The sequence below is a fragment of the Bacillus sp. FSL K6-2944 genome (assembly GCF_038005385.1).
GTDB classification, from domain to species: domain Bacteria; phylum Bacillota; class Bacilli; order Bacillales; family Bacillaceae_G; genus Bacillus_A; species Bacillus_A cereus.
Genome location: NZ_JBBOTE010000001.1, coordinates 2,156,296 through 2,177,433, shown reverse-complemented (window position 1 = coordinate 2,177,433; position 21,138 = coordinate 2,156,296). Strand labels below are relative to the sequence as shown.

Here is a 21,138-nt window from a genome sequence, read left to right as displayed (position 1 = left end):
TGCCTCGCAAATGAAGAGAGGCCGGTTTAGCTAAAATTACTGTTAAAAGTAAAAAAGAGAAACCATTAAAGTAATACACTGTTATTAGAAATGTTGCAACGTATTTATGAAGTCTATTCCATATTGTTCTCTTAAGGGTTCTTTATATAAAGAGCGGATATTACGAGTAAACTTTTTTGTGAACGCTAACAATTATATTAGGACGCTAATTAGCGAATGTTTCAATTTGGATTCATTATGATGAAGGACATACAATGTGGGGCAACTTGTAAGGAATTCATTTTCCAAAAAGGGAATATTTATTAGTTGCAAAGAGAAATGCAGGAATAGATACAAGGGGGAGTTATTATATGAACGGGAATACTGCAAAGAAAATAGAAGTTCAAGCTGAAAATACCGCACTAAAAAATGAGCAATATGCAGATCCGAAAAAGTGGCATAAGCAGGATACTACATGGGCACTCAGTCTATTTGGAACTGCAATTGGAGCAGGGGTGCTCTTTTTACCGATTAATGCAGGTTCAGGTGGTTTATTATCTTTACTACTAATTACATTGCTTGCATATCCAGTTATGTACTACTCACATAGGGCACTTGCTAAAATGATATACGCTTCTAATTCTGCTGATGAGGGGATCACAGGTACAATTAGAGAGTATTTCGGAAATAAAGCGAGTATCATTTTTAACATCGTATATTTCGGTTCAATTTATACAATCGTACTAATGTATTCGGTTGCGCTTACAAACACTGCAAGTAGTTTTATTGTGCATCAATTGCACATGCCAGAACCTCCAAGAGCTATTTTATCACTTGTATTAGTTCTTGGTCTTATCGCTATACTGAATTTTGGTCAAGATATTACTGTAAAGGTAATGAGTATGTTAGTGTATCCTTTCATAGTTTCTCTACTGTTTATCGCAATATCTTTAATTCCACAGTGGAATACGTCAATGCTTAGTTTTTCAGCTGTTTCAACTGCTTCAACAGGAACAGGCTATTTTGGGACGATATTGATGATTCTACCAATCATCGTATTCTCATTTAATCATTCACCTATGATTTCATCATTTGTTGTGAAACAGAGAGCTACGTATGGAATCGAAGCCACTGATGCTAAATGTGCGCAAATACAAAAGGTTTGTTATATCATGACATTCGCTGTTGTTATGTTCTTCGTTTGGAGTAGCGCATTGAGCTTGACTCCAGATGATATAAAAATGGCAAAAGAGCAAAACTTATCAATTCTTTCATATCTTGCTAATGAGCTTAATTCGCCTGTAATCACTATTGCAGCTCCAATTATTGCTTTTGTGGCTATTACAAAGTCTTTCCTTGGCCATTATATAGGAGCATTTGAAGTAATGCGTGACATGATTATTAAGTTTGGTAAATCACGTGGAAAAGATATTGAAGAAAAAACAATTAAGACAATAATTCTTACTTTTGTTGTATTATCATGCTGGTTTGTTGCTTATACAAATCCAAGTATTCTTGGACTTATTGATTCTCTAAGCGGTCCTTTAGTTGCTGCTATCTTATGTCTATTACCGATGTATGCGATTCAAAAAGTGCCAGTACTAGCTAAATACAAAGGGAAAATGAGCAACGTATTTGTTATTATTGTAGGTGTACTTACTGTCTTAGCAAGTATTAAGTCATTATTCTAATTCACTACTGTTGGTTTTAGTATCAAAATAGTTGGATCTGAGAAAATAAGGAGCAAGTTTTGAATAGTTTTTTTCAAAACTTGCTCTTAAAATATTCTAAGGAATTAATTTTACAAATAAGTTTATTCATATTAGTCATCTAGCGTTTTGGTCATATACTCATCCAATATTATCAAGACCTAAATCGAAAAATTTTAAATATCAAGCGCCTAACGTATTATATATCCCTAATATGTTAGGCGCTTTTATTTTGGATAATAAATTTTGAACCTGAATTTGAATAGTATATTTCTCTATTTGATGCTTATTTAATATTGTAAAATTTGTATTGAAAATTCGAGGTTTTAAAAGTATCATATACATATTCAAACATTTGAAGATGTATATGATACTTTTTGAAATTGAGGAAAAGTAACGGAGGGATTTCAATGGGAAACGAAATGCAACAATTTAAAGCAGATTTCTTTAAAGCCTTAGCACACCCTTTGCGAATAGGTATTTTAGAATTATTGTCAGAAGGTGAAAAAAGCGTAAACGAAATTCAAGATATTTTAAATAAGGAAGGCTCAGCTGTTTCTCAGCAATTAAGTGTACTACGTTCAAAAAATATTGTTGTTGGTAGGAAAGATGGAAAAAGAGTTTTATATTCTTTACGAGACCCTATTATTGTGGATTTATTGGTGGTTGCACGGAAGATTTTCAACAACCATTTAATCGATACGATTTCAATGTTAGAAGAGCTAGATGAAGCAGAAAGTGAAATGATGGCCAAGGAGGGATAGGTTGAGTATTGAGGTTAAGAAAGAAGATATCATCCAACATGGGATTGAAACATTTCGCTCATTAGGAGCTCATTACGTTTGTGAAGTTTGTATAAAAAGTGGAAATTCTTGTTGTTTTTCATGCCAACATTTACAAGATGGAGTTGGATGTCGAAAAAGAAATACTGCTTGTACAGCTTGGTTATGTGGAATTCAAGGTTTTTTATTTGATCAAATAGGATTACTGGATGAATGGAATCGTTTTTGGAGTGAAATTCCAGGACAAATGTTTCGTAGAGATATTACTCCAGATAAGGTAAGGATTAGATCGTTTATTGATACGAAGAAGCTAGATAGTCGAGCCGGAGAACGTTTAGCAGAAAGATTGAAATCCTATGTACAACAAGGTGGAGATATAGGTGAATTGGAGTGTCATTTAAGTAAAACATATAGTAAATATTAGGATGTTTTTTATTTTTGTGAAAAGGACAATTTTCTGTATAAGGGACCGAGAAATACATTTGTAATCCAGATCTATTAAAAATAGAAAAGAAGGGTTTGTAATGAGAAAGTTATTTACAGGAAGGTTTGAAGGATATTCATTAGCACATTTTCAAAAGGATCTTCTTTCAGGAATGATTGTTGGAGTTGTTGCGATTCCACTTGCTATGTCTTTTGCTATAGCCTCTGGTGTTAAGCCAGAGTATGGGATTTATACAACCTGTATTGCTGGAATACTCATTTCACTGTTTGGTGGTTCGAAGTATCAAATTGGAGGACCTACAGGTGCTTTTGTTCCGATTCTTTTAGGAGTTGTAATTACCTATGGATACGAAAATTTACTACTCGCGGGTTTGTTAGCTGGAATTATTTTATGTCTTATGGGAATCTTCAAACTAGGCTCTTTAATTAAGTTTATTCCACGTCCTGTAACAATTGGTTTTACTTCAGGTATTGCTGTTATTATCTTTACGGGACAAATTGCTAGTTTTTTAGGTTTAACAGGTATAAAAAAGCATGAGGAATTTCTAGCGAATTTGAAGGAACTCTTCACTCATATCAGTACTACCAATTTTTATAGTGTTATAACTGCTTTGATTTGCTTTTTTGTTATACTCATAACACCAAAGATTTTACCAAAAGTGCCTGGTTCATTAGTAGGTGTTGTTATTTCAACTGTAATTGCAACTGTATTTTTCTCAGGTCATGTACCTACTATTGGTGCAGCATATGGCACGATTCCAAATACACTTCCTCAGTTTGATATACCAGAAATCACATTAGAACGTATAAAACAGTTAATTGGTCCTGCATTTGTTATTGCGATGCTCGGTGGAATTGAGTCGCTTTTATCCGCTGTCGTGGCAGATGGTATGACAAATAGTAAACACAACAGTAACAAAGAGCTTGTCGGTCAGGGGATTGCAAATATTGTTACCCCGTTATTTGGCGGGATTCCAGCAACTGGAGCAATTGCTCGTACAGCGACTAATATTAAGAGTGGGGCTGTATCTCCGATGTCGGGTATTATTCATGGGGGATTTGTGTTATTGACACTTTTACTGTTAGCTCCATATGCTTCACATATTCCTCTTGCTAGTATGGCTCCCATTTTAATGGTGGTAGCTTGGAATATGAGCGAACAAAAACATTTTTATCACATACTCAAAATGAAGACAGGAGATTCCCTTGTATTACTAGTAACATTTTTACTTACTGTATTTACTAGTTTAACAACAGCTGTGGAGATCGGTCTTATTTTAGCTGTTATTTTGTTTACAAAACGTATGAGTAATATGCTTGTTATATCTAAAGTGCTTCCTGATCATACAAAAAAGAATGAAAAATTGTTATCGCATGTGGTAAATAAAGCTCATGATTGTCCACAAATTAGTATTTATACAATAGAAGGCCCATTATTCTTTGGGGCTGCTCAAACATTTGAACAAAATATTTTAGCGACTATTCATTATAAACCTAAAGTTTTAATTTTACGTATGGGAAAAGTTCCTTTTATTGATACCACAGGAGAGTCTTACTTTAGGAATATTGTTCAGCACTTCAAAAAACAAGGTGGCGTACTTCTTATTTCTGGAATTCAATCAGAGCTAAAAGCCAATCTAGATAAGAATGGATTGTACGCTGAGATTGGGAAAGAAAACTTTTTTGATCATACCGGGGAAGCAATTAATTGTGCTTTAGGACATCTGAATACAAGAAAATGTATAGGGTGTAAGCATTTTGCTTTTCATGAGTGTACAGGGCTTTCTCAGCAATCTCAGGAAATCAATACAATAAAGAATAAAGTAAATGCATTAGATTTTTAAAAATTTCACTTCACATACAAAGTTTGTTTGATTTCATCTACTTTTTCATCATTTTATTAAAAAATAGAGAAGAAGAAAGTTTGCTTTGGAGAATGTGGAGAAGATTTTTTACAAGGTGTGAACAAGTAGTTTTTTTATACATTCAACAAATAAGTATCAAACAGTAAGAAGAGAATATTTTCCGTATATTTAAACGGAAAAGGGAAATTAAAAATAATATTTATTTAATAGAATACACGAAAATGAGTGGAGGAAATAAAAATATGTCTAATTTACCAAATTGTCCAAAATGTAATTCAGAATACACTTACGAAGATGGGAATCTTTTTGTTTGTCCAGAATGTGCTCATGAGTGGACTTTAGAATTAGAAGCTGAAAATAGTGAAGATACAAAGGTAATTAAAGATGCAAATGGAAATATTTTAAACGATGGTGATTCTGTAACAGTAATTAAAGATCTTAAAGTAAAAGGAACTTCATCAGTTGTAAAAATTGGTACAAAAGTAAAGAGTATCCGATTAGTTGATGGAGATCATAATATTGATTGTAAAATTGATGGTTTTGGAGCTATGAAATTAAAATCTGAATTTGTTAAAAAGGTATAAATACAATTTTGTTACATCAAAATTAGTTTGAAGTTAATGAATATACACTGTTTTTCAGCTGTACCCCGTGCCCAACAACTTAAGAATTTCGAATTACCTTGAAATGATAAAATGAACTTTGGGTTATGATTCAGCAGAGTTTTTGGGGAGTACCATGAAATTTTAGCTTGCTAGCAATATAGTACTGCCGAAATATTTGAAATAGCTATAAGACTATTCTTTCGATGGTATGATGAAAGATGTGGAAAAGGAATAGGTATCAATCAGACCTCAATATTAACCTTCACTATTAGCAACAAAAAACCACCTCTCATAAAGGTGGTTTTTCAGTATTAATATATTTTAATTAGTCACGTCTAAATGGCCCTTTTGGAGCAATTAGCTCTAAATTAGTACCATCTGAATCGGGGAAGTAGGCAACTCCTGTACCAATTCCAGATTTCTAGCCATCTTCTTGAAAGATAATTGGTTCTCCATATGGGTGCTATCTTATGCCCATCAGGCTAACAAAATGGATTGCCTCTGAAACAAAAAAATGATTTTTATTACTATAAAAAACGTAAAGTATCTGTTTTTAGAAAAAATTAATTTTTATAAATTGATGGAGATATAACTCAATTCTTTTATATATTTAGTTAAATATGATTGTCAGAATGAACTTAAAGTAATTATGATTTCTAGAAATGCGAACTGATGTTTTGAATTGGTTTAAAGTTGCTGGAACAAAATAAAACCAATTGAGCAAAAAAACTTGCAAAAATAAAAAGAGAGATGTATATTAATTGATGTATCAATAATTGATATATCAATTAATATTTTGACAAGAAAGAAAAGGAACATTTTATGAAGGAAATGTTCGTAAATATCAGTGGAGAAGAACGCAAAATACTTATTCATGTTCTATTACAGGTGCAAAAAAATGTAGAGAATATTAAAGAATAGAGAGTGTAGGGGGCAGAATAGTGTGGAAATAATCGCAGCTATTTTAGTCGGGATCGTAGCATTAGAACATTTGTTTATCATGATCCTTGAAATGTTTTTTATTGATTCAAAAGTAGCGAAACGTGCTTTCAAATTACCGAAGCATTTAGAAGGAGATCGAAACGTAGCCATTATGTTTGCAAACCAAGGTTTATATAATGGATTTTTAGCGGCTGGTCTCATTTGGGGACTTGTACTTGGACTCAATCCAATTGGTTATATGGTCCAATTATTTTTCGTGATTTGTGTGGTGGTAGCAGCTATTTTCGGAGGTTTCACATCTAATAAATCAATTATTGTGAAACAAGGACTTCCAGCTGTTTTAGCACTGGTTGCCCTTTTATGTATGATATAGAATCAAAGTTTCTCAATAAAAGAACTCATTTTTGAAAAATACGCTATTCTTTCTGTAGAATTATAGGAAAGGATGGCGTTTTTGTATGCCTATTTCTATAAGTAGTGAATTATAACTATTTCCTCAAGGGACTCAACTGCTTTTCAGCTTTTGGATATATTTTCATCCATCTTTGTTTCCTCCTATTGTTGGATAGTGTAATAATTGATAAAAATTTTGATGAAATTGGATTATAACGATTGATCAAAAAAGTTAGTGATTAAAAATATTATTCTTTAGTACATACATTTTTAAGATGTTAAATATATTTCATAATAGTCTCTGTAAGATAGGGATAAGTAGAATAGTACTTTAAAGTACCTATAGCACTTTAAAGTGCGTACTTTTTATAACTTTGAATATCATTCATAATAGCACCAGTAAGAAGAAAATAAGCTTTACGGTACTACTAGTTACCAACGATGTTACAGCAGTTTATTTGGAATCAGATTGATTGAAAGGTTGTACTATATGGCCTAATAATTTCGAAAAAATGTCGGTGTGGCATAAAACAATTATGGAGGTTAAAGATATGAGTACTTCAAATTTGAATGAAATAAGTAAACAAATTGTAAAAGAGGAGGAAACGCTTCAATTTTCCTCTTTTACAAATGAAGATGCCTTGCAACTAGGTTTATTTATCGTTGAAACAGCAAAGCGAGAGGGGAAATTGATTGCTGTCGATATAACGAAAAATGGTGTGCAATTATTTCATTTCAAGATGACAGGGACAAATGCGGAAAATACGAAATGGATTGAGCGTAAAAAACGAGTCGTTTCCCTGCATGATCGTAGCTCGTATTATATGCAGATACAAAGTGAAATAACTGGAATTTCATATAATGAAAAATATCTTTTAGATACTTCGGAATATGCTGCGTTTGGTGGATGCTTTCCTATCAGAATAAAAAACGTAGGGGTTATTGGAATGATAACAGTTTCAGGATTACCACCAGAAGAAGATCACGAATTGGTAGTAAGAGCAGTTAAAAATCATTTGAACCAATAGTTGTAACTAGTCAATAGATAATTAAATTTAGGGGGCAATACTATGCCATTAATCGAGCTAAATACTTGGCCAACCATGTCAACAGAAGAAAAGAAGGAATTTATTTATAGTGTAACGGAACTTACAATAAAACTATTAAAAATTGTCCCTGATAAAATTCAAGTGTTGATAACGGAACTTGAGAAAGAAAACTGGGGGAAAGCTGGGGCTGTAGCAAGTGATGCTACCTTTGCTGTGAAAAGTAGGGTGTCCGATTGGGAGACAAAAGAGTCTTACGATACACTAGGTCGTAACGTTAATGGAATGGCTATTATTAAGATTGATATATGGAATACATTTGATCAAGAGACAAAGGATAAGTGGGTAAACGAACTTACACAAGTAACATCTAAATATACTCATGCACCTTTGGATAAAGTGCTAATTCTTATTCGTGAAATGATTCCAGGGAACTGGGGACAAAGTGGTGTAACAGGAGCTAATGCAGATTTCCTTTCCAAAAGTCGTACATTTTAATCATTAAATAAAAAAGGCAAAAATGAACACATTTCTGTTCGTTTTTGCCTTTTTATTATTTGTCTGTGGTAATGAACATGATCCTTTATATGTTTAAGTAATATTCTCTAAAGTTGCCTCTACGGGAAAGTGTATTTCTTCATTTGAAAGTCTTTTTCGTGGAATGTAGATTTCAATTTTTGAGCAAAATAAGCTAGGTTATATAAATGTTACTTTTTAGTACCTATAGTACTTTAAAGTACGTACTTTTTATTAGGGTGATTATCATTCATAATAGCACATGTAAGAGAGAAACAAGCTTTACGGTACTGGTAACTAACTATGTTACTTTTTAGTACCTACAGCACTTTAAAGTACGTACTATTCATTGTATTGAATATATTTCATAATAGTACATGTAAGAGAGAGACAAGCTTTACGGTACTAAAAAGTACCTATAGTACTTTAAAGTGCGTTCTTTAAAAAAAGAATGAAACCATTCATAATAGCGTTTGTAGAGATTAAATATGTTTTTTAGAAGATAAAAGGGCCTTTTTATCGCACTATTATGATAGGAATTATAGGGAAGAGGGGAAACTCAATTGAATTCATATACAGCATCGTCTTCAGAAGTTCAGACGAATCGAAGAAGTATATTTGCGTTGTTAGCGTTAGCAATTAGTGCGTTCGGGATTGGGACAACTGAATTTGTTAGTGTCGGTTTATTACCATCTATTTCGGAAGATTTACATGTGTCGGTTACAACGGCTGGTTTAACAGTTTCTTTATATGCGTTAGGCGTAGCGTTTGGGGCTCCAGTATTAACGTCATTAACAGCTAATATGTCACGAAAAACGTTATTAATGTGGATTATGATTATTTTCATTATTGGTAACGGGATCGCAGCGGTAGCAACAAGCTTCACTGTATTACTTATTGCGCGAATTATTTCTGCACTTTCGCATGGTGTGTTTATGTCAATTGGTTCAACAATTGCTGCGGCACTTGTCCCAGAAAATAAACGGGCTAGCGCGATTGCGATTATGTTTACTGGTGTAACAGTTGCAACTATTACAGGTGCACCAATTGGAACATTTATTGGTCAACAATTTGGCTGGAGAACATCATTTTTAGCAATTGTAGTAATTGGAATTATCGCCTTAATTGCAAATAGTATTCTCATTCCATCTAATATGAAAAAAGGTGCGTCTGTATCATTCCGCGATCAATTTAAACTGATTACGAACGGAAGACTGTTACTAGTTTTCATTATTACTGCATTAGGATATGGGGGAACATTCGTAACATTTACGTATTTATCTCCGTTATTACAAGAGGTAACAGGATTTAAAGCAAATACGGTTACTATCATTTTATTAGTGTATGGAATCGCCATTGCGATAGGGAATGTGATTGGCGGAAAATTATCGAATCATAATCCAATTCGAGCGCTATTCTACATGTTCTTTATTCAAGCGATTATACTATTTGTTTTAACATTTACGGCACCATTTAAGGTAGCTGGGTTAATCACAATTATTTTAATGGGGCTATTCGCATTTATGAATGTTCCAGGGTTACAAGTATATGTCGTAATGTTAGCTGAACGATTTGTACCGAGTGCTGTCGATGTTGCATCGGCAATTAATATTGCGGCGTTTAATGCTGGGATTGCTCTTGGTGCTTATTTAGGCGGTATTGTAACGAACTCGTTAGGGTTAATTCATACAGCTTGGGTAGGCGGCATTATGGTAGTAGGTGCTGTTATTTTAACAGCATGGAGCATGACATTAGAAAAAAGAGATCAAGTAAAATAAAAGGAGAGAAAATAAAATGAAAAACTTACAAAGTAAAACAGTATTAAGTAATGGTGTGGAAATGCCTTGGTTTGGTTTAGGTGTATTTAAAGTAGAAGAAGGACCAGAACTTGTAGAAGCGATTAAATCAGCAATTAAAGCAGGATACCGCAGCATTGATACAGCTGCAATTTACGGAAATGAAGCAGCTGTAGGTGAGGGGATTCGTGCCGGTATTGAAACAACTGGTATTTCAAGAGAAGAATTATTTATTACTTCAAAAGTATGGAACGCAGATCAAGGATATGAAGAAACGATTGCTGCATACGAAGAGAGCTTAAAAAAATTAAAGCTAGATTATTTAGATTTATATCTTGTTCACTGGCCTGTAGAAGGGAAATATAAAGATACATGGAGAGCGTTAGAAACACTTTATAAAGAAAAGCGTGTACGTGCAATTGGCGTAAGTAATTTCCAAATTCACCATCTGCAAGATGTAATAAAAGATGCAGAAATTAAGCCGATGATCAACCAAGTAGAATACCATCCTCGTTTAACACAAAAAGAATTACAAGCTTTCTGTAAAGAACAAGGTATTCAAATGGAAGCATGGTCACCACTTATGCAAGGTCAATTATTAGATAATGAAACATTACAGGCAATTGCTGAGAAACATGGTAAAACAACAGCACAAGTGATTTTACGTTGGGACCTTCAAAATGAAGTGATCACAATTCCAAAATCAACGAAAGAGCACCGCATTATTGCAAATGCAGATGTATTTAACTTTGAATTAACGAAAGAAGATATGGAAAAAATCGATGCATTAAATCAAAATCACCGCGTTGGTCCAGATCCTGATAACTTTGATTTCTAATAGAAATGAGTAAAAAGAGTGCAAAAATTGCACTCTTTTTTTATTTTCTATTCAATAAAATGTTTCTGTTTATATTATGACTTTTAAATTACTTTAGGCGAGCTAAAGAACTTATTAACAGTATTAAAGTTTGACATAAAATAATGCATTCTATATTATATATGCTATAGCATATAAATTGCGATTTATTTGAAGGTGGCATATGGACTTATATGAGTTAACAGGACATCTTGTTCATCATACTGATGTGAAGTTAACAAATTATATAATGTAAGTTTTTAATCACATATTGCTTATAAAATTTATCCTTTATATGCTGTAGCATATAAGTGTTATCTCATAACTTGTAACGGTAAAAATTTAAATAATACAGTAGATATATTATGAAACGAGGAGATTTTAGTTATGGAAAAATTCATATTAGCGTTTGATAGAGAACTTGTAATTGCAGAAAAAAAAGACTCAACATGGAGCGTCCAATCGCAGTTTGTAGGTGCGAATCCGGTTGCGTTAGCTTCAGATCCATACGATCCAGAAAGAATGTATTGTGGTACCTTTGACAGGGGATTATGGAGAAGTAAAGATGGAGGAAGTTCATGGGAAGCGATTGGTGCGTTACCTTCCTTTGGTGAAGTGTTCCCAGCAAATGCTATTCATATGAGAGCTATTACAGCAGTTTCTGTATCTCCAGCGAAGGGGGATGACGGTAACGGGATTGTATATGTAGGAACTGAACCGAGCGCAATGTTCGTATCCAAAAATGGAGGAAACAGTTTTGAGCTGCTAACTGATTATCGACAAATGCCATCATATTCATCATGGTTCTTTCCTCAAAGAACATATACACACCATGTAAAACATATTGAAATTGATGCTAATAATCCAGAAACTATTTATACGACTATTGAGGTAGGCGGATTAATTAAAAGTGTAGATGGAGGTAAGACATGGACTGAGGAAAAAGAGGGGAACTATCCTCAAGATATTCACATTCTTAAATCACATGGCGATGCGCCAAATCGTTTATACGGGGTGTTAGGTGATTCATTCTTGAAAGAACCAGGTCAAGAGTATGCGGAGAGTAATGATGGAGGTAAGACTTGGAACTATATGTGTAGTGGGCTAAAGCATCATTACGCATATCAAATGGCAGTTAACCCAAATGATCCAGAAAATATTATTATCGCGACATCTTCAAATCCACACGTAGCGCATGATTACAATAATGGAAATTGTGAATCATTTATTTATAAGAAAGAAAAAAATCAGTCTTGGGCAGAAATGAATGTAGGTTTACCAACTCCTAAAGGCACAATCATACCAGTATTAAAGGCAACAAGTGATGGAACGTTTTATCTGTTTAGCAATAAAGGAGTGTATCAGTCAGTAGACGGTGGTTCAAATTGGACATCATTAGAGATTCCTTGGGAGAATAGATTTATGGAACAACATCCTTATGAGATGTTAATTATTAAATAAGTGACAGGTATAGTTTTTACTACTATTCATTGGTAATGTTTAGTTGAATTTAAATTAAAAATGTAAAAAGCCAGGTAATGTGTTATTCATGCTACCTGGCTTTTTTGACCAGCAATTTAAGGTTATTTTCATATTTGTGTAAATATGAAACAAGCAGGATACATGAATAGAGAATGGGTAAAATAATACCGAATGATCACTAGATTATATCAATGATGCTATAAGTGTTTTTTTAGGGAAACTGAAGCAAGAAGCAGTGGTTTAGATTCAGAATGACTAGCAATTGGTGTTATGGTGTTCAATGGTTCAAAAATGAACTCATTTCAACTCATATTATCTTCGCAATGTATCATTTTGAAGAATATTAAAACTTAGGAGGAAATGAATTATGACAAAAGATTTCTATACTGCACTGAAAGAAAGACGTACTTACTATGGAATTAACAAAGAGGTACAAGTATCGGATGAAAAAATTAAAGAAATTGTGGAGTTTGCTGTGAAATATACTCCATCAGCTTTCAATTCTCAAACTGCGCGATTAGTTGTATTATTTGGTGAAGCTCATGATAAATTATGGGATATTACAACTGAAACATTAAGAAAAGTAGTTGGAGATGGAGATTTCTCAGGAACGCAACAAAAAATGGATTCTTTTAAAGCTGGTTATGGAACAGTACTATTCTTTGAAGATGAGGCTATCGTTAAATCGCTTCAAGAAAAATTTGCTGCATATGCTGAAAACTTCCCAATTTGGTCACACCAAGCATCAGGTATGCACCAATTAGTCGTGTGGACAGGTTTAGAAGCAGAAGGATTAGGGGCATCTTTACAACATTATAATCCATTAATTGACGATGAGGTAAAACAAGAATGGAATGTCCCTGCTAATTGGAAGCTAATTGCACAAATGCCATTTGGTAATCCAACAGCTGCACCAGGTGAAAAAGAATTCCAACCACTTGAAGAGCGTGTGAAATTTCATAAGTAATATTCAAATGCAATAAAATGGGAATTTAATCAGTGGTGGTCTTACTGTCCGCAAATAGCGGGATAAGCTAACTGTATTGCGAAAATAAAACTGTTTAGTTACAAAAATTCTATTTATTATTTCTGTTAATCGAGTATGTATTAATAAAAGTTGTTAAAATCACTATTTTAATCTTTAAAGGAACAAGGTGATCGGTTTGATCATCTTGTTTCATTTCTTAAATTTTATTTTATTCATTAAAAAACGCTAGCTTTTCATAAATGCTTGAAAAACTAGCGTTTTAATAATAGATATCTGTAATTTGATTACTTAAAACTATATACGAAAAAGCTTTTATGTTATTCCTCAAGTTCTATCCATTCCTGTGACCATTCTTCTATTCCGCGAATAATAGCTTCTAAAGCAAATCCTTTTTGAGTTAAAGAATATTCTATACGAACTGGTGTCTCAGGAAAGACTTTACGTTCGACAATTCCTTCTAGTTCTAATTCTTTCAATCTTTCTGAAAGTAATCTTCCGCTAACAGGAAGAGAAGATTCAAGCGTACAAAAGCGCTGAGATCCAGAAAAAAGTTGGTAAATAATTAGTGCTGTCCATCGTTGGCTAAAAAATTTCATTCCTTTTTCAAAGCGAGGGCATAATGTAGAATCATTCATTTTCCTTCACCTCCTAAAACAAATTATATAACATCTTACTATTAGTAACAAATGTTTTTATAATTAATTACTTGACGTAAATTAATTACGAATGTATACTCACTTACATAAAGTAACTAAGTTGTTTTATGTAACTAAAACTCTTTTCTTTAAATGGCCAAAGTTGTAATGATACATATTGCATATAAGCTGAGAGAAAAAAGAATAGCATCTGTAAAAACACTTACGTTGTGTAAGTTAAACAATAAAAAATATAACAATGGAAGAGAATTTTTAGAGATTCTCAATACTAGGAGGTACCTAATGGTTACAACAGATACAATTCATATGTTAGAAGATAAAATTCAATTTATACATCAAGATGGAAAGGATATTTATTTAGTAGGACCTATCAAATTGCCAATTAATTTATATGGGGAGACTAAAATTTTCCAATGGTATTCTTGGTTACAATGTAGTGAGGTTACAAATAGTGTAGAAGGAATTATCAAAAAACTCTCATCTATTAATTTAGCTGATATGCAGCAATCTAGTGTGCTTGTATATGGTGATTTTGAGAATTCTGAAGATGCCCTAATTCGTATGCATAGTATTTGTCACACCGGTGATATCTTTGGTAGTAAACGTTGTGACTGTGGATTCCAATTAAAGCAGTCTTTACAAATGATTACAGAACATGGTTCAGGTGCTTTATTTTACTTAGCGAATCATGAAGGAAGAGGAATTGGTTTGTTTAGTAAAGCAATGACGTACCTCTTGCAAGAAAATGGGTTAGATACAGTAGAAGCTAATCTGAACCTAGGCTTTGAAGATGATGTTCGAAACTATGATGATACAATTGAAGTATTAAAAGCGCTACGCTCAAAACCTGTAAAACTTATTACAAATAATCCGAAAAAATTAGAAGCGTTACAAAAAGCTGGATTAAATGTTACGAGTCGTGAACCGTTATGGGGTGATATCTCAGAGTTTAATGAGAAATATTTGCAAACGAAGATTCAGCGTTCTGGACATTTTGAAGGGGGACACTTACATGCTTGAGCATGAATTGTATATGAAGCTAGCACTAGAAAATGCCAAGGCTATGAAGGGACAAACGACTCCAAATCCATTGGTTGGATCTGTAATTGTAAATGATAATCGAATTGTAGGGGTCGGAGCACATATGAAGGCCGGAGAACCACATGCCGAAATACATGCGATACGTATGGCTGGAGAACAGGTACGTGGTGCTACAATCTATGTAACTCTTGAACCTTGTTCTCATCATGGTAGAACAGGGCCTTGTGCTGAAGCAATTGTACAAGCAGGAATTAAGAAGGTAGTAGTTGCTACACTTGATCCAAACCCGCTTGTTTCTGGACGTGGAATTAAAATTCTACAAGATGCAGGTATTGAAGTACTTGTAGGAGTGTGTGAAGAAGAATCTAAAAAAATGAATGAAGTCTTTAATAAATATATTTTGACAAAGCGTCCATTTGTAACGATTAAATCAGGAGTTACATTAGACGGTAAAATCGCTACGTCTTCATCGGATAGTAAGTGGATTACATCTAAAGAAGCAAGACAAGAAGTACACCAAATACGAAACGAAAATGCGGCTATTTTAGTAGGAGCGAATACTGTTCAAAAGGATAATCCATCATTGACAACACGTATTCCAAATGGACGAAATCCAATTCGAATAATATTGGACTCGACATTACGCATACCGATGGAAGCTAATGTTGTTACAGATGGAGAAGCTCCTACCTGGATATTTACAACAAGTAATCATGCAGCGAAAAAAAAGATAGCATTAGAAAATGCAGGAGTTAAAGTATTTGTTACTAGCGGAGAAAAGCATATAAACTTACATGAAATGCTTGATGTTTTAGGGCAAAAAGGAGTTTCCTCCCTGCTTGTTGAAGGTGGTGGAGAGGTAAATGCTTCGTTTATTGAAAATAAATTGATGGATAAACTTATATTATATGTCGCACCAAAAATTATTGGGGGCAGATTGGCGCCTAGCTTTGTAGAGGGGACTGGTATTACTAAAATGCAAGATGCAATTGAATTTAAGGATGTATCATTTACCCAGGTTGGAAAAGATTATAGATTTATTGGCTATCCAGAATATCGGAAAATATAAGGAGAATAAAAGCTACTTATATGTTTCGATAAATGGATTGCAGAAAGGAGCGATGAAGAGTGAAGTTTGGATTTGATATCGATGATACATTAATTGATTTAAGGCAGCATGCTTTTCATTTATATAATAAGAAATTAAACAAAAAAGTAGGATTGGATGTATTTCATTCTTTAAAAACAATTGAAATTCATGAAGCATTTGGGATGACTTCGGAGGAAGGCAGTCATATGTGGAATAGTTTGCTGGATGAGATTTATTATACTTCTTGTTCACCGTTTCCATATGCAGTAGAGACATTACAAGAATTAGAAAAACAGGGACATGAAATATACTATATAACAGCACGGCCTAAAGAACATGGAGAGCAAACAAAAAAATGGTTAATAGAAAAAGGTTTTCCGGTACATGAAGATCGCTTTTTCTATGGAATGAAGGATGAAGAAAAAATACACTTCATACAAGAAATAAAATTAAACTATTTCTTTGATGATAAGCCGGCAGTCTTAGAAACGTTAATAGGAAAACCGATAAATGTGTATGCAAAAACTACTTCTTACAATCAACATCTCAATATCCCGCGGATTACAAGTTGGACGGAGTTAGGAGATATTATAAAGAAAGAAATGTGAGGATTTAACTGGCAAATCAAATAGAGCTAAGAGTATATTGAGTGTTACAATTTTAGAGGAAAGACATAGGTGTTATGTCTTTCCTTATTTTTTAATACTATCGTTTTTATTAGTGTGATGTGCTAGGAGTACTTCTAATAGAGAGGAAATAGAAAAATGAGCAATAAGAAAAATATTTTTAAGCTAGTCTTGTATGGTAGTGTAATTTATACATCAATGATGGGTTCCCCTGGTGCCACAATATTTTTGGATATTTTGGATGAGAAGTTCAAGAATTAATAGGGTGTGTTCATAATCATGAATTTTTGGAAAACCAAAATTACAATGTTAGGTTATTTTGAATCAGTAGTGGATGATATGCAAAATTGCATATCGCAAAATAAACATCGTAATTTTGGGATTCTTATTATAAAATACATTACTTAAACTATATATTAGAATGGAGAATGTTAAATTGGAATTATTAAGAAACAGTAAGGTTGGTACAAAACTAAACATACTAATAGCTATATCAAGTATTGCATGTATAGTATTATCCCTAATAGGATTTTTGGGGCTAGAAAGAGGGAAAAGTACTTCTTCTAATATGTATGAGGATAATTTACTACCAATTGAGCGGATTGGGATTGTAGAATCTAATTTTTATCATGTTAATATGAACTTTATGGAAATAATGTTATCAAAAGATGAAAAAAGAATGAATGAATTAATAAGAGAAATGGATGGAATTCGTAAGGAAAATGATCATCTTTTAAAGCTGTTTGAGGCTAAAGTTATTTCTACTAAAGAAAAAGAATTATATAACACGTTTCATGAAACATTTAATGAATTAAGGACTCAAATGAAGAAAGCGCAAGAATTAGGGAAATCTAATAATGAGGAAGCATATGCATATTACCTAAAAGAGATTGAACCTAATATGCAAAAATCAATAAAATCAATTCGTGAATTGATTTTATATAATAGTAATAATGCAGAGCTTTTACAGAAGGAAAATAATAATAGTGCTCAAAATACAATGATAATGTTTGTTAGTATTTCGATTTTAGCAATTTTAATAATTATATTAATCGGATATATTATTAAAATAACTATCCGAAAACCACTTGCGTTACTACAAAGTGATATGGAAAAAGTAGCAGCTGGAGATTTAACAACACGTACTCCTTATAAAGCAAATAATGAATTAGGGCATATTGTTCAGTCTTTTAATAGTATGTTAGATAACCTTCAACAATTAATTGCGAATGTTAAGATGACAACACAAGAGGTTATTTCTACTACGGAGGGCGTATTACAAGATACAAATCGAGCGTCTAGTATTTCAAATGAGGTTGTACAGACTGTTTTAGAAGTAAAAACAAAAATAGAAGGACAGGTAACTAGTATTCAAGAGAGCTCATCCTCAATGGAAGAAATTACAACCGGGGTGCAAACTGTAGCTGAATCTTCAGCTGTAGTCGCTGAGGTAGCAGTAACGACTACAGAACGAATAAATATCGGTAGTGAAGTGATAAATCACTCTATTCTTCAAATGAATAGTGTGCATGATGTTGTCGAGGAAACATCAAAAGTAATAAATAAACTTGTTACACGTACACAACAGATTGATACAGCTCTCGCTGCAATTACTAATATTGCCGAACAAACGAATCTTCTTGCCTTAAATGCCGCTATTGAAGCGGCACGTGCTGGAGAGAATGGGAAAGGATTTGCAGTGGTTGCCGCAGAAGTTCGAGACTTGGCTGAGCAATCTAAAGAATCTGCAAAGGAAGTGAATCATTTAATAAAATCCATTCAACAAGATACTCAAGATACAGTTAATGTCATGCGAAAAGGCCAACAGAAGGCAGTAGAAGGAAAAGAAGCTGCCCACAAAGCGAATCAAACCTTCTTGTCTATTATGAGAGATATTGATAAGATTACAAGTCAAATTCAAGAAGTATCCGCAGCGACAGAAGAGATGTCTGCTGGTACAGAAGAAGTAAATGCTTCTCTTTCGCTAGTTTCTGAAACTGCAACGGATGTGAAAAAGGAGACGCTTCAAACAGTAAATTCAATTCAATCACAGGCCGTATCAATTGAACAAATATCAATCCAATCCAACAAAATGAAAGAAAAGGTGGAAGAATTAAGGGGATTGGTTTCAAAATTTAATATTACAGAATAAGATAATTTATTCAATTATAAATGTAATAACATGTATGAAAACACATGAAGACTTAAGGGGCTTCGTGTGTTTTTTTTATTGAATAATGTATGAAATAATATTGGATCATTACAAGATATCTCGAAATTTTTCGTTAAACATTAATATATGCAAAATTACATGTATTTAATGATTGATAATCATGAGCTAATGTAACTATAATAATTACACTAATAAGTAACTTACTGACGACAGTTATAAGTAAAGAAGGAGGGTTTTATTGTATTTTGTATATAAAAAATAGAAAAGGAGATATGTAAATGAAAAGGCTACTTGTTATAGGCATCATGTATACAATGTTTTTCCTCATAGGAAATATACACTTACATGCTGATGAACGAACAAATGTAAAAGAAATTACTAGTTTAGAAGAGCCTACTTGGATATTTCAGGCGGGCATAAGTAAGGGTAAATATCACGATCGACAAGATTTAGGATTTATTTTGCAGAGAAATACACCATTAAAGGTAAGACAAACGAATCCTAATTTTAAAGACAAATTAACATTACGTTTATTGTCTAATGACTCTAAAAATGAAAAATCCATACAAGTAGGAAATGAATGGATTACCATTCAAGGTGATACGCCTTTAGTTCCTTTCATAGATACTCCGTATGGTGAAGAGCACGCTGTACTTGAGTACCAAGTAGGGAATGAAAGTGCTACTAAACCTCTTCCCATTTATAAACAACAAGGAAGTGTATCTCAATTTTTTAGTACATGGGATCAATTTGATGGAGAGTATGCGTTACTTCAAGGGGAGAGTTTTCAATTATTTATACCTAAAAAAGATAAAGAAATAGTAAGGTCTTTAAAAGATTTTCAATCATTGGATGAGTTAATTGCGTATTATGAAAATATTTTTGCGATGTATGATTCAATTATTGGTTTAGATGGTTCAGCGGTTGAAAATAAAAAAAGTCAAAATCGTTATTTTTTAAAAGCAGATATATCCGGTGCTGGCGGTGCCTATTATGGTGCAAATTGGACAGCGAATAGTTCAGATAGTACAAAGATGTGGTTAGATAAACTGAGTTGGGGAACTTTACATGAAATCGCTCACGGATACCAAGCTGGTTTTGATAATCAAGGAATATTTACAGGAGAAGTTTCTAATAATCTATTCGGTGTTCAATATCAATATAGTAAATATGGAAAAAAAGCAGATCAAGTTGGTTGGTTGTTTAATTTCGGGAAAAAGGAACAAGTAGAACGGAATTTATATAATGCTTTAATGAAAGAAAATAAAAATTATGATGACTTAGATTTACGACAAAAACTTATTCTTTTAACGATGGCGAAACAAAAAGCTGGCGATGAAGCTTTTGCAAAAATGTATCAAGGTTATCGAAAACTAGCTAGTAATGCTGCTTTTAAAAAAGGTGACCATTCTTTACCAGATTTAATGAATCAGTATTATAGCGAGAATGTACAAGTTGATTTTACATCCGTTTTTGAAAGATGGGGCTTTAAGCTTAATCATAAACAAATAGAGATGAATAGGGCGAAAGGTTATCCGGCAGTTACTTCTTTAGCGTATATAGTGCCTGAATCACAATTAGCTAAGGCGAGAGCTCTAGTTGATCCTGATATTCCGATAAACTCTAACTTTGAAATAGTTACGAATCAGCAAATTGCTTCACTTGGGTTAAAAGGGAATTTGCATATCCATTTAAATACAAATGAAATAGATACATTGAAAGGAAGAAAGATTAAATTAAAAGAAGGGAATACAGTTGTTCAAGAAAAAACAATTGAAACAGCAGATATCAATTTACAAGACGTACCAAATGGGGTTTATACGGTTGAAATTTCAGGTGAGAAAATGGATAGAATGTATCATTTCCGTTCGTATTATGCCTATGTAAAGGAAAAGGATAATAGTCTAACGATTGATGTTAACGAAATGAAAGTGAGCAATTTGGTAAATGAAACGATTCAATTCCTAGGATTAGGAGATGATCAGTTTGCCGAATTAAATACAGACTTAGAGCAAAAGCGGGCTGTTTTTACGGTTACTACTAAAACGCCTCATAGCTATTATGCAGATGAAAAATACGCATCAATAGAGATAATATGAAGTGACCTCCTAGATTATCAAGTCAGGGATTTTAACCCATAATAATGAAT

At 33.1% G+C, this 21,138-nt stretch carries 17 protein-coding genes and 2 pseudogenes; 17 read left to right on the top strand and 2 right to left on the bottom strand.

Features of this window, described 5'->3' with window-relative positions; translation table 11 throughout:
* The first annotated feature begins 350 nt into the window (after positions 1-350).
* From MHH55_RS10990 to MHH55_RS10970, 5 genes are all read left to right on the top strand, one after another.
* Positions 351-1,670 (top strand): aromatic amino acid transport family protein, encoded by a 1,320-nt coding sequence (locus tag MHH55_RS10990; protein WP_001014168.1) that lies wholly within the window; start codon positions 351-353, stop codon positions 1,668-1,670.
* A 428-nt stretch (positions 1,671-2,098) separates the two neighbouring features.
* Positions 2,099-2,452, top strand: coding sequence for an ArsR/SmtB family transcription factor (locus MHH55_RS10985; RefSeq protein WP_000526187.1), 354 nt, complete (start codon positions 2,099-2,101; stop codon positions 2,450-2,452).
* A 1-nt stretch (position 2,453) separates the two neighbouring features.
* The gene (locus MHH55_RS10980) at positions 2,454-2,894 is read left to right on the top strand and encodes a hypothetical protein (RefSeq protein WP_000021461.1); all 441 of its coding nucleotides are present in this window, start codon (positions 2,454-2,456) and stop codon (positions 2,892-2,894) included.
* A gap of 100 nt (positions 2,895-2,994) precedes the next feature.
* Positions 2,995-4,758 (top strand): SulP family inorganic anion transporter, encoded by a 1,764-nt coding sequence (locus MHH55_RS10975; RefSeq protein WP_078187199.1) that lies wholly within the window; start codon positions 2,995-2,997, stop codon positions 4,756-4,758.
* A 263-nt stretch (positions 4,759-5,021) separates the two neighbouring features.
* A complete protein-coding gene (locus tag MHH55_RS10970; protein ID WP_000067659.1) occupies positions 5,022-5,363 on the top strand; it encodes a zinc ribbon domain-containing protein YjdM in 342 nt (113 codons plus the stop codon).
* A gap of 346 nt (positions 5,364-5,709) precedes the next feature.
* On the opposite strand, the pseudogene MHH55_RS10965 reads toward MHH55_RS10970, so the two are convergent.
* Positions 5,710-5,844: pseudogene (locus MHH55_RS10965) on the bottom strand (VOC family protein); the annotation flags it as partial.
* A gap of 483 nt (positions 5,845-6,327) precedes the next feature.
* On the opposite strand from MHH55_RS10965, the gene MHH55_RS10960 reads away from it, so the two are divergent.
* The 7 genes from MHH55_RS10960 (at position 6,328) to MHH55_RS10930 (ending at position 13,382) form a co-directional block, all read left to right on the top strand.
* Positions 6,328-6,699: a DUF1304 domain-containing protein gene (locus tag MHH55_RS10960; RefSeq protein ID WP_000402473.1), complete on the top strand. Its 372-nt coding sequence runs from the start codon at positions 6,328-6,330 to the stop codon at positions 6,697-6,699.
* Between the two features lie 532 nt (positions 6,700-7,231).
* Positions 7,232-7,747 carry a heme-degrading domain-containing protein gene (locus tag MHH55_RS10955; protein WP_139362489.1) on the top strand — a complete coding sequence of 172 codons (516 nt, stop codon included), beginning with the start codon at positions 7,232-7,234 and terminating at the stop codon, positions 7,745-7,747.
* A 42-nt stretch (positions 7,748-7,789) separates the two neighbouring features.
* On the top strand, positions 7,790-8,263 hold the full coding sequence (locus MHH55_RS10950) for a tautomerase family protein (protein WP_001128306.1): 474 nt from the start codon (positions 7,790-7,792) through the stop codon (positions 8,261-8,263).
* A 581-nt stretch (positions 8,264-8,844) separates the two neighbouring features.
* The gene (locus MHH55_RS10945; protein ID WP_001089891.1) at positions 8,845-10,059 is read left to right on the top strand and encodes an MFS transporter; all 1,215 of its coding nucleotides are present in this window, start codon (positions 8,845-8,847) and stop codon (positions 10,057-10,059) included.
* A 16-nt stretch (positions 10,060-10,075) separates the two neighbouring features.
* Positions 10,076-10,915, top strand: coding sequence for an aldo/keto reductase (locus tag MHH55_RS10940; RefSeq protein ID WP_000793565.1), 840 nt, complete (start codon positions 10,076-10,078; stop codon positions 10,913-10,915).
* A gap of 405 nt (positions 10,916-11,320) precedes the next feature.
* A complete protein-coding gene (locus tag MHH55_RS10935) occupies positions 11,321-12,394 on the top strand; it encodes a WD40/YVTN/BNR-like repeat-containing protein (RefSeq protein ID WP_078187196.1) in 1,074 nt (357 codons plus the stop codon).
* A 388-nt stretch (positions 12,395-12,782) separates the two neighbouring features.
* The gene (locus tag MHH55_RS10930; protein ID WP_000158938.1) at positions 12,783-13,382 is read left to right on the top strand and encodes a nitroreductase family protein; all 600 of its coding nucleotides are present in this window, start codon (positions 12,783-12,785) and stop codon (positions 13,380-13,382) included.
* Positions 13,383-13,720: 338 nt separating this feature from the next.
* Here the strand turns inward: MHH55_RS10930 and MHH55_RS10925 are convergent, their stop codons facing one another.
* Entirely contained in the window at positions 13,721-14,038 is a 318-nt protein-coding gene (locus MHH55_RS10925; RefSeq protein ID WP_001000104.1) for a winged helix-turn-helix transcriptional regulator, read from the bottom strand.
* 303 nt (positions 14,039-14,341) lie between these two features.
* On the opposite strand from MHH55_RS10925, the gene MHH55_RS10920 reads away from it, so the two are divergent.
* The 5 genes and pseudogenes from MHH55_RS10920 to MHH55_RS10900 form a co-directional block, all read left to right on the top strand.
* Positions 14,342-15,079, top strand: a complete 738-nt coding sequence (locus MHH55_RS10920) for a GTP cyclohydrolase II (RefSeq protein ID WP_000258858.1) — start codon at positions 14,342-14,344, stop codon at positions 15,077-15,079.
* Positions 15,072-16,169, top strand: a complete 1,098-nt coding sequence (gene ribD / locus MHH55_RS10915; RefSeq protein ID WP_139362488.1) for a bifunctional diaminohydroxyphosphoribosylaminopyrimidine deaminase/5-amino-6-(5-phosphoribosylamino)uracil reductase RibD — start codon at positions 15,072-15,074, stop codon at positions 16,167-16,169. Before MHH55_RS10920 ends, ribD begins: the two co-directional genes overlap by 8 nt.
* 59 nt (positions 16,170-16,228) lie before the next feature.
* Entirely contained in the window at positions 16,229-16,798 is a 570-nt protein-coding gene (locus MHH55_RS10910; RefSeq protein WP_000668224.1) for a 5' nucleotidase, NT5C type, read from the top strand.
* Positions 16,799-17,252: 454 nt separating this feature from the next.
* A complete protein-coding gene (locus MHH55_RS10905) occupies positions 17,253-18,968 on the top strand; it encodes an MCP four helix bundle domain-containing protein (protein ID WP_174766969.1) in 1,716 nt (571 codons plus the stop codon).
* 299 nt (positions 18,969-19,267) lie between these two features.
* Positions 19,268-21,082: pseudogene (locus MHH55_RS10900) on the top strand (M60 family metallopeptidase); the annotation flags it as partial.
* Positions 21,083-21,138 lie beyond the last annotated feature (56 nt).

Bases quoted from the DNA above. Each gene is read 5' to 3' on its own strand.
- MHH55_RS10970 (WP_000067659.1), top strand. From the start codon at position 5,022: ATGTCTAATTTACCAAATTGTCCAAAATGTAATTCAGAATACACTTAC.
- MHH55_RS10975 (WP_078187199.1), top strand. From the start codon at position 2,995: ATGAGAAAGTTATTTACAGGAAGGTTTGAAGGATATTCATTAGCACAT.
- MHH55_RS10990 (WP_001014168.1), top strand. From the start codon at position 351: ATGAACGGGAATACTGCAAAGAAAATAGAAGTTCAAGCTGAAAATACC.
- MHH55_RS10955 (WP_139362489.1), top strand. From the start codon at position 7,232: ATGTCGGTGTGGCATAAAACAATTATGGAGGTTAAAGATATGAGTACT.
- MHH55_RS10985 (WP_000526187.1), top strand. From the start codon at position 2,099: ATGGGAAACGAAATGCAACAATTTAAAGCAGATTTCTTTAAAGCCTTA.
- MHH55_RS10920 (WP_000258858.1), top strand. From the start codon at position 14,342: ATGGTTACAACAGATACAATTCATATGTTAGAAGATAAAATTCAATTT.
- ribD (WP_139362488.1), top strand. From the start codon at position 15,072: ATGCTTGAGCATGAATTGTATATGAAGCTAGCACTAGAAAATGCCAAG.
- MHH55_RS10940 (WP_000793565.1), top strand. From the start codon at position 10,076: ATGAAAAACTTACAAAGTAAAACAGTATTAAGTAATGGTGTGGAAATG.
- MHH55_RS10950 (WP_001128306.1), top strand. From the start codon at position 7,790: ATGCCATTAATCGAGCTAAATACTTGGCCAACCATGTCAACAGAAGAA.
- MHH55_RS10935 (WP_078187196.1), top strand. From the start codon at position 11,321: ATGGAAAAATTCATATTAGCGTTTGATAGAGAACTTGTAATTGCAGAA.
- MHH55_RS10925 (WP_001000104.1), bottom strand. From the start codon at position 14,038: ATGAATGATTCTACATTATGCCCTCGCTTTGAAAAAGGAATGAAATTT.
- MHH55_RS10930 (WP_000158938.1), top strand. From the start codon at position 12,783: ATGACAAAAGATTTCTATACTGCACTGAAAGAAAGACGTACTTACTAT.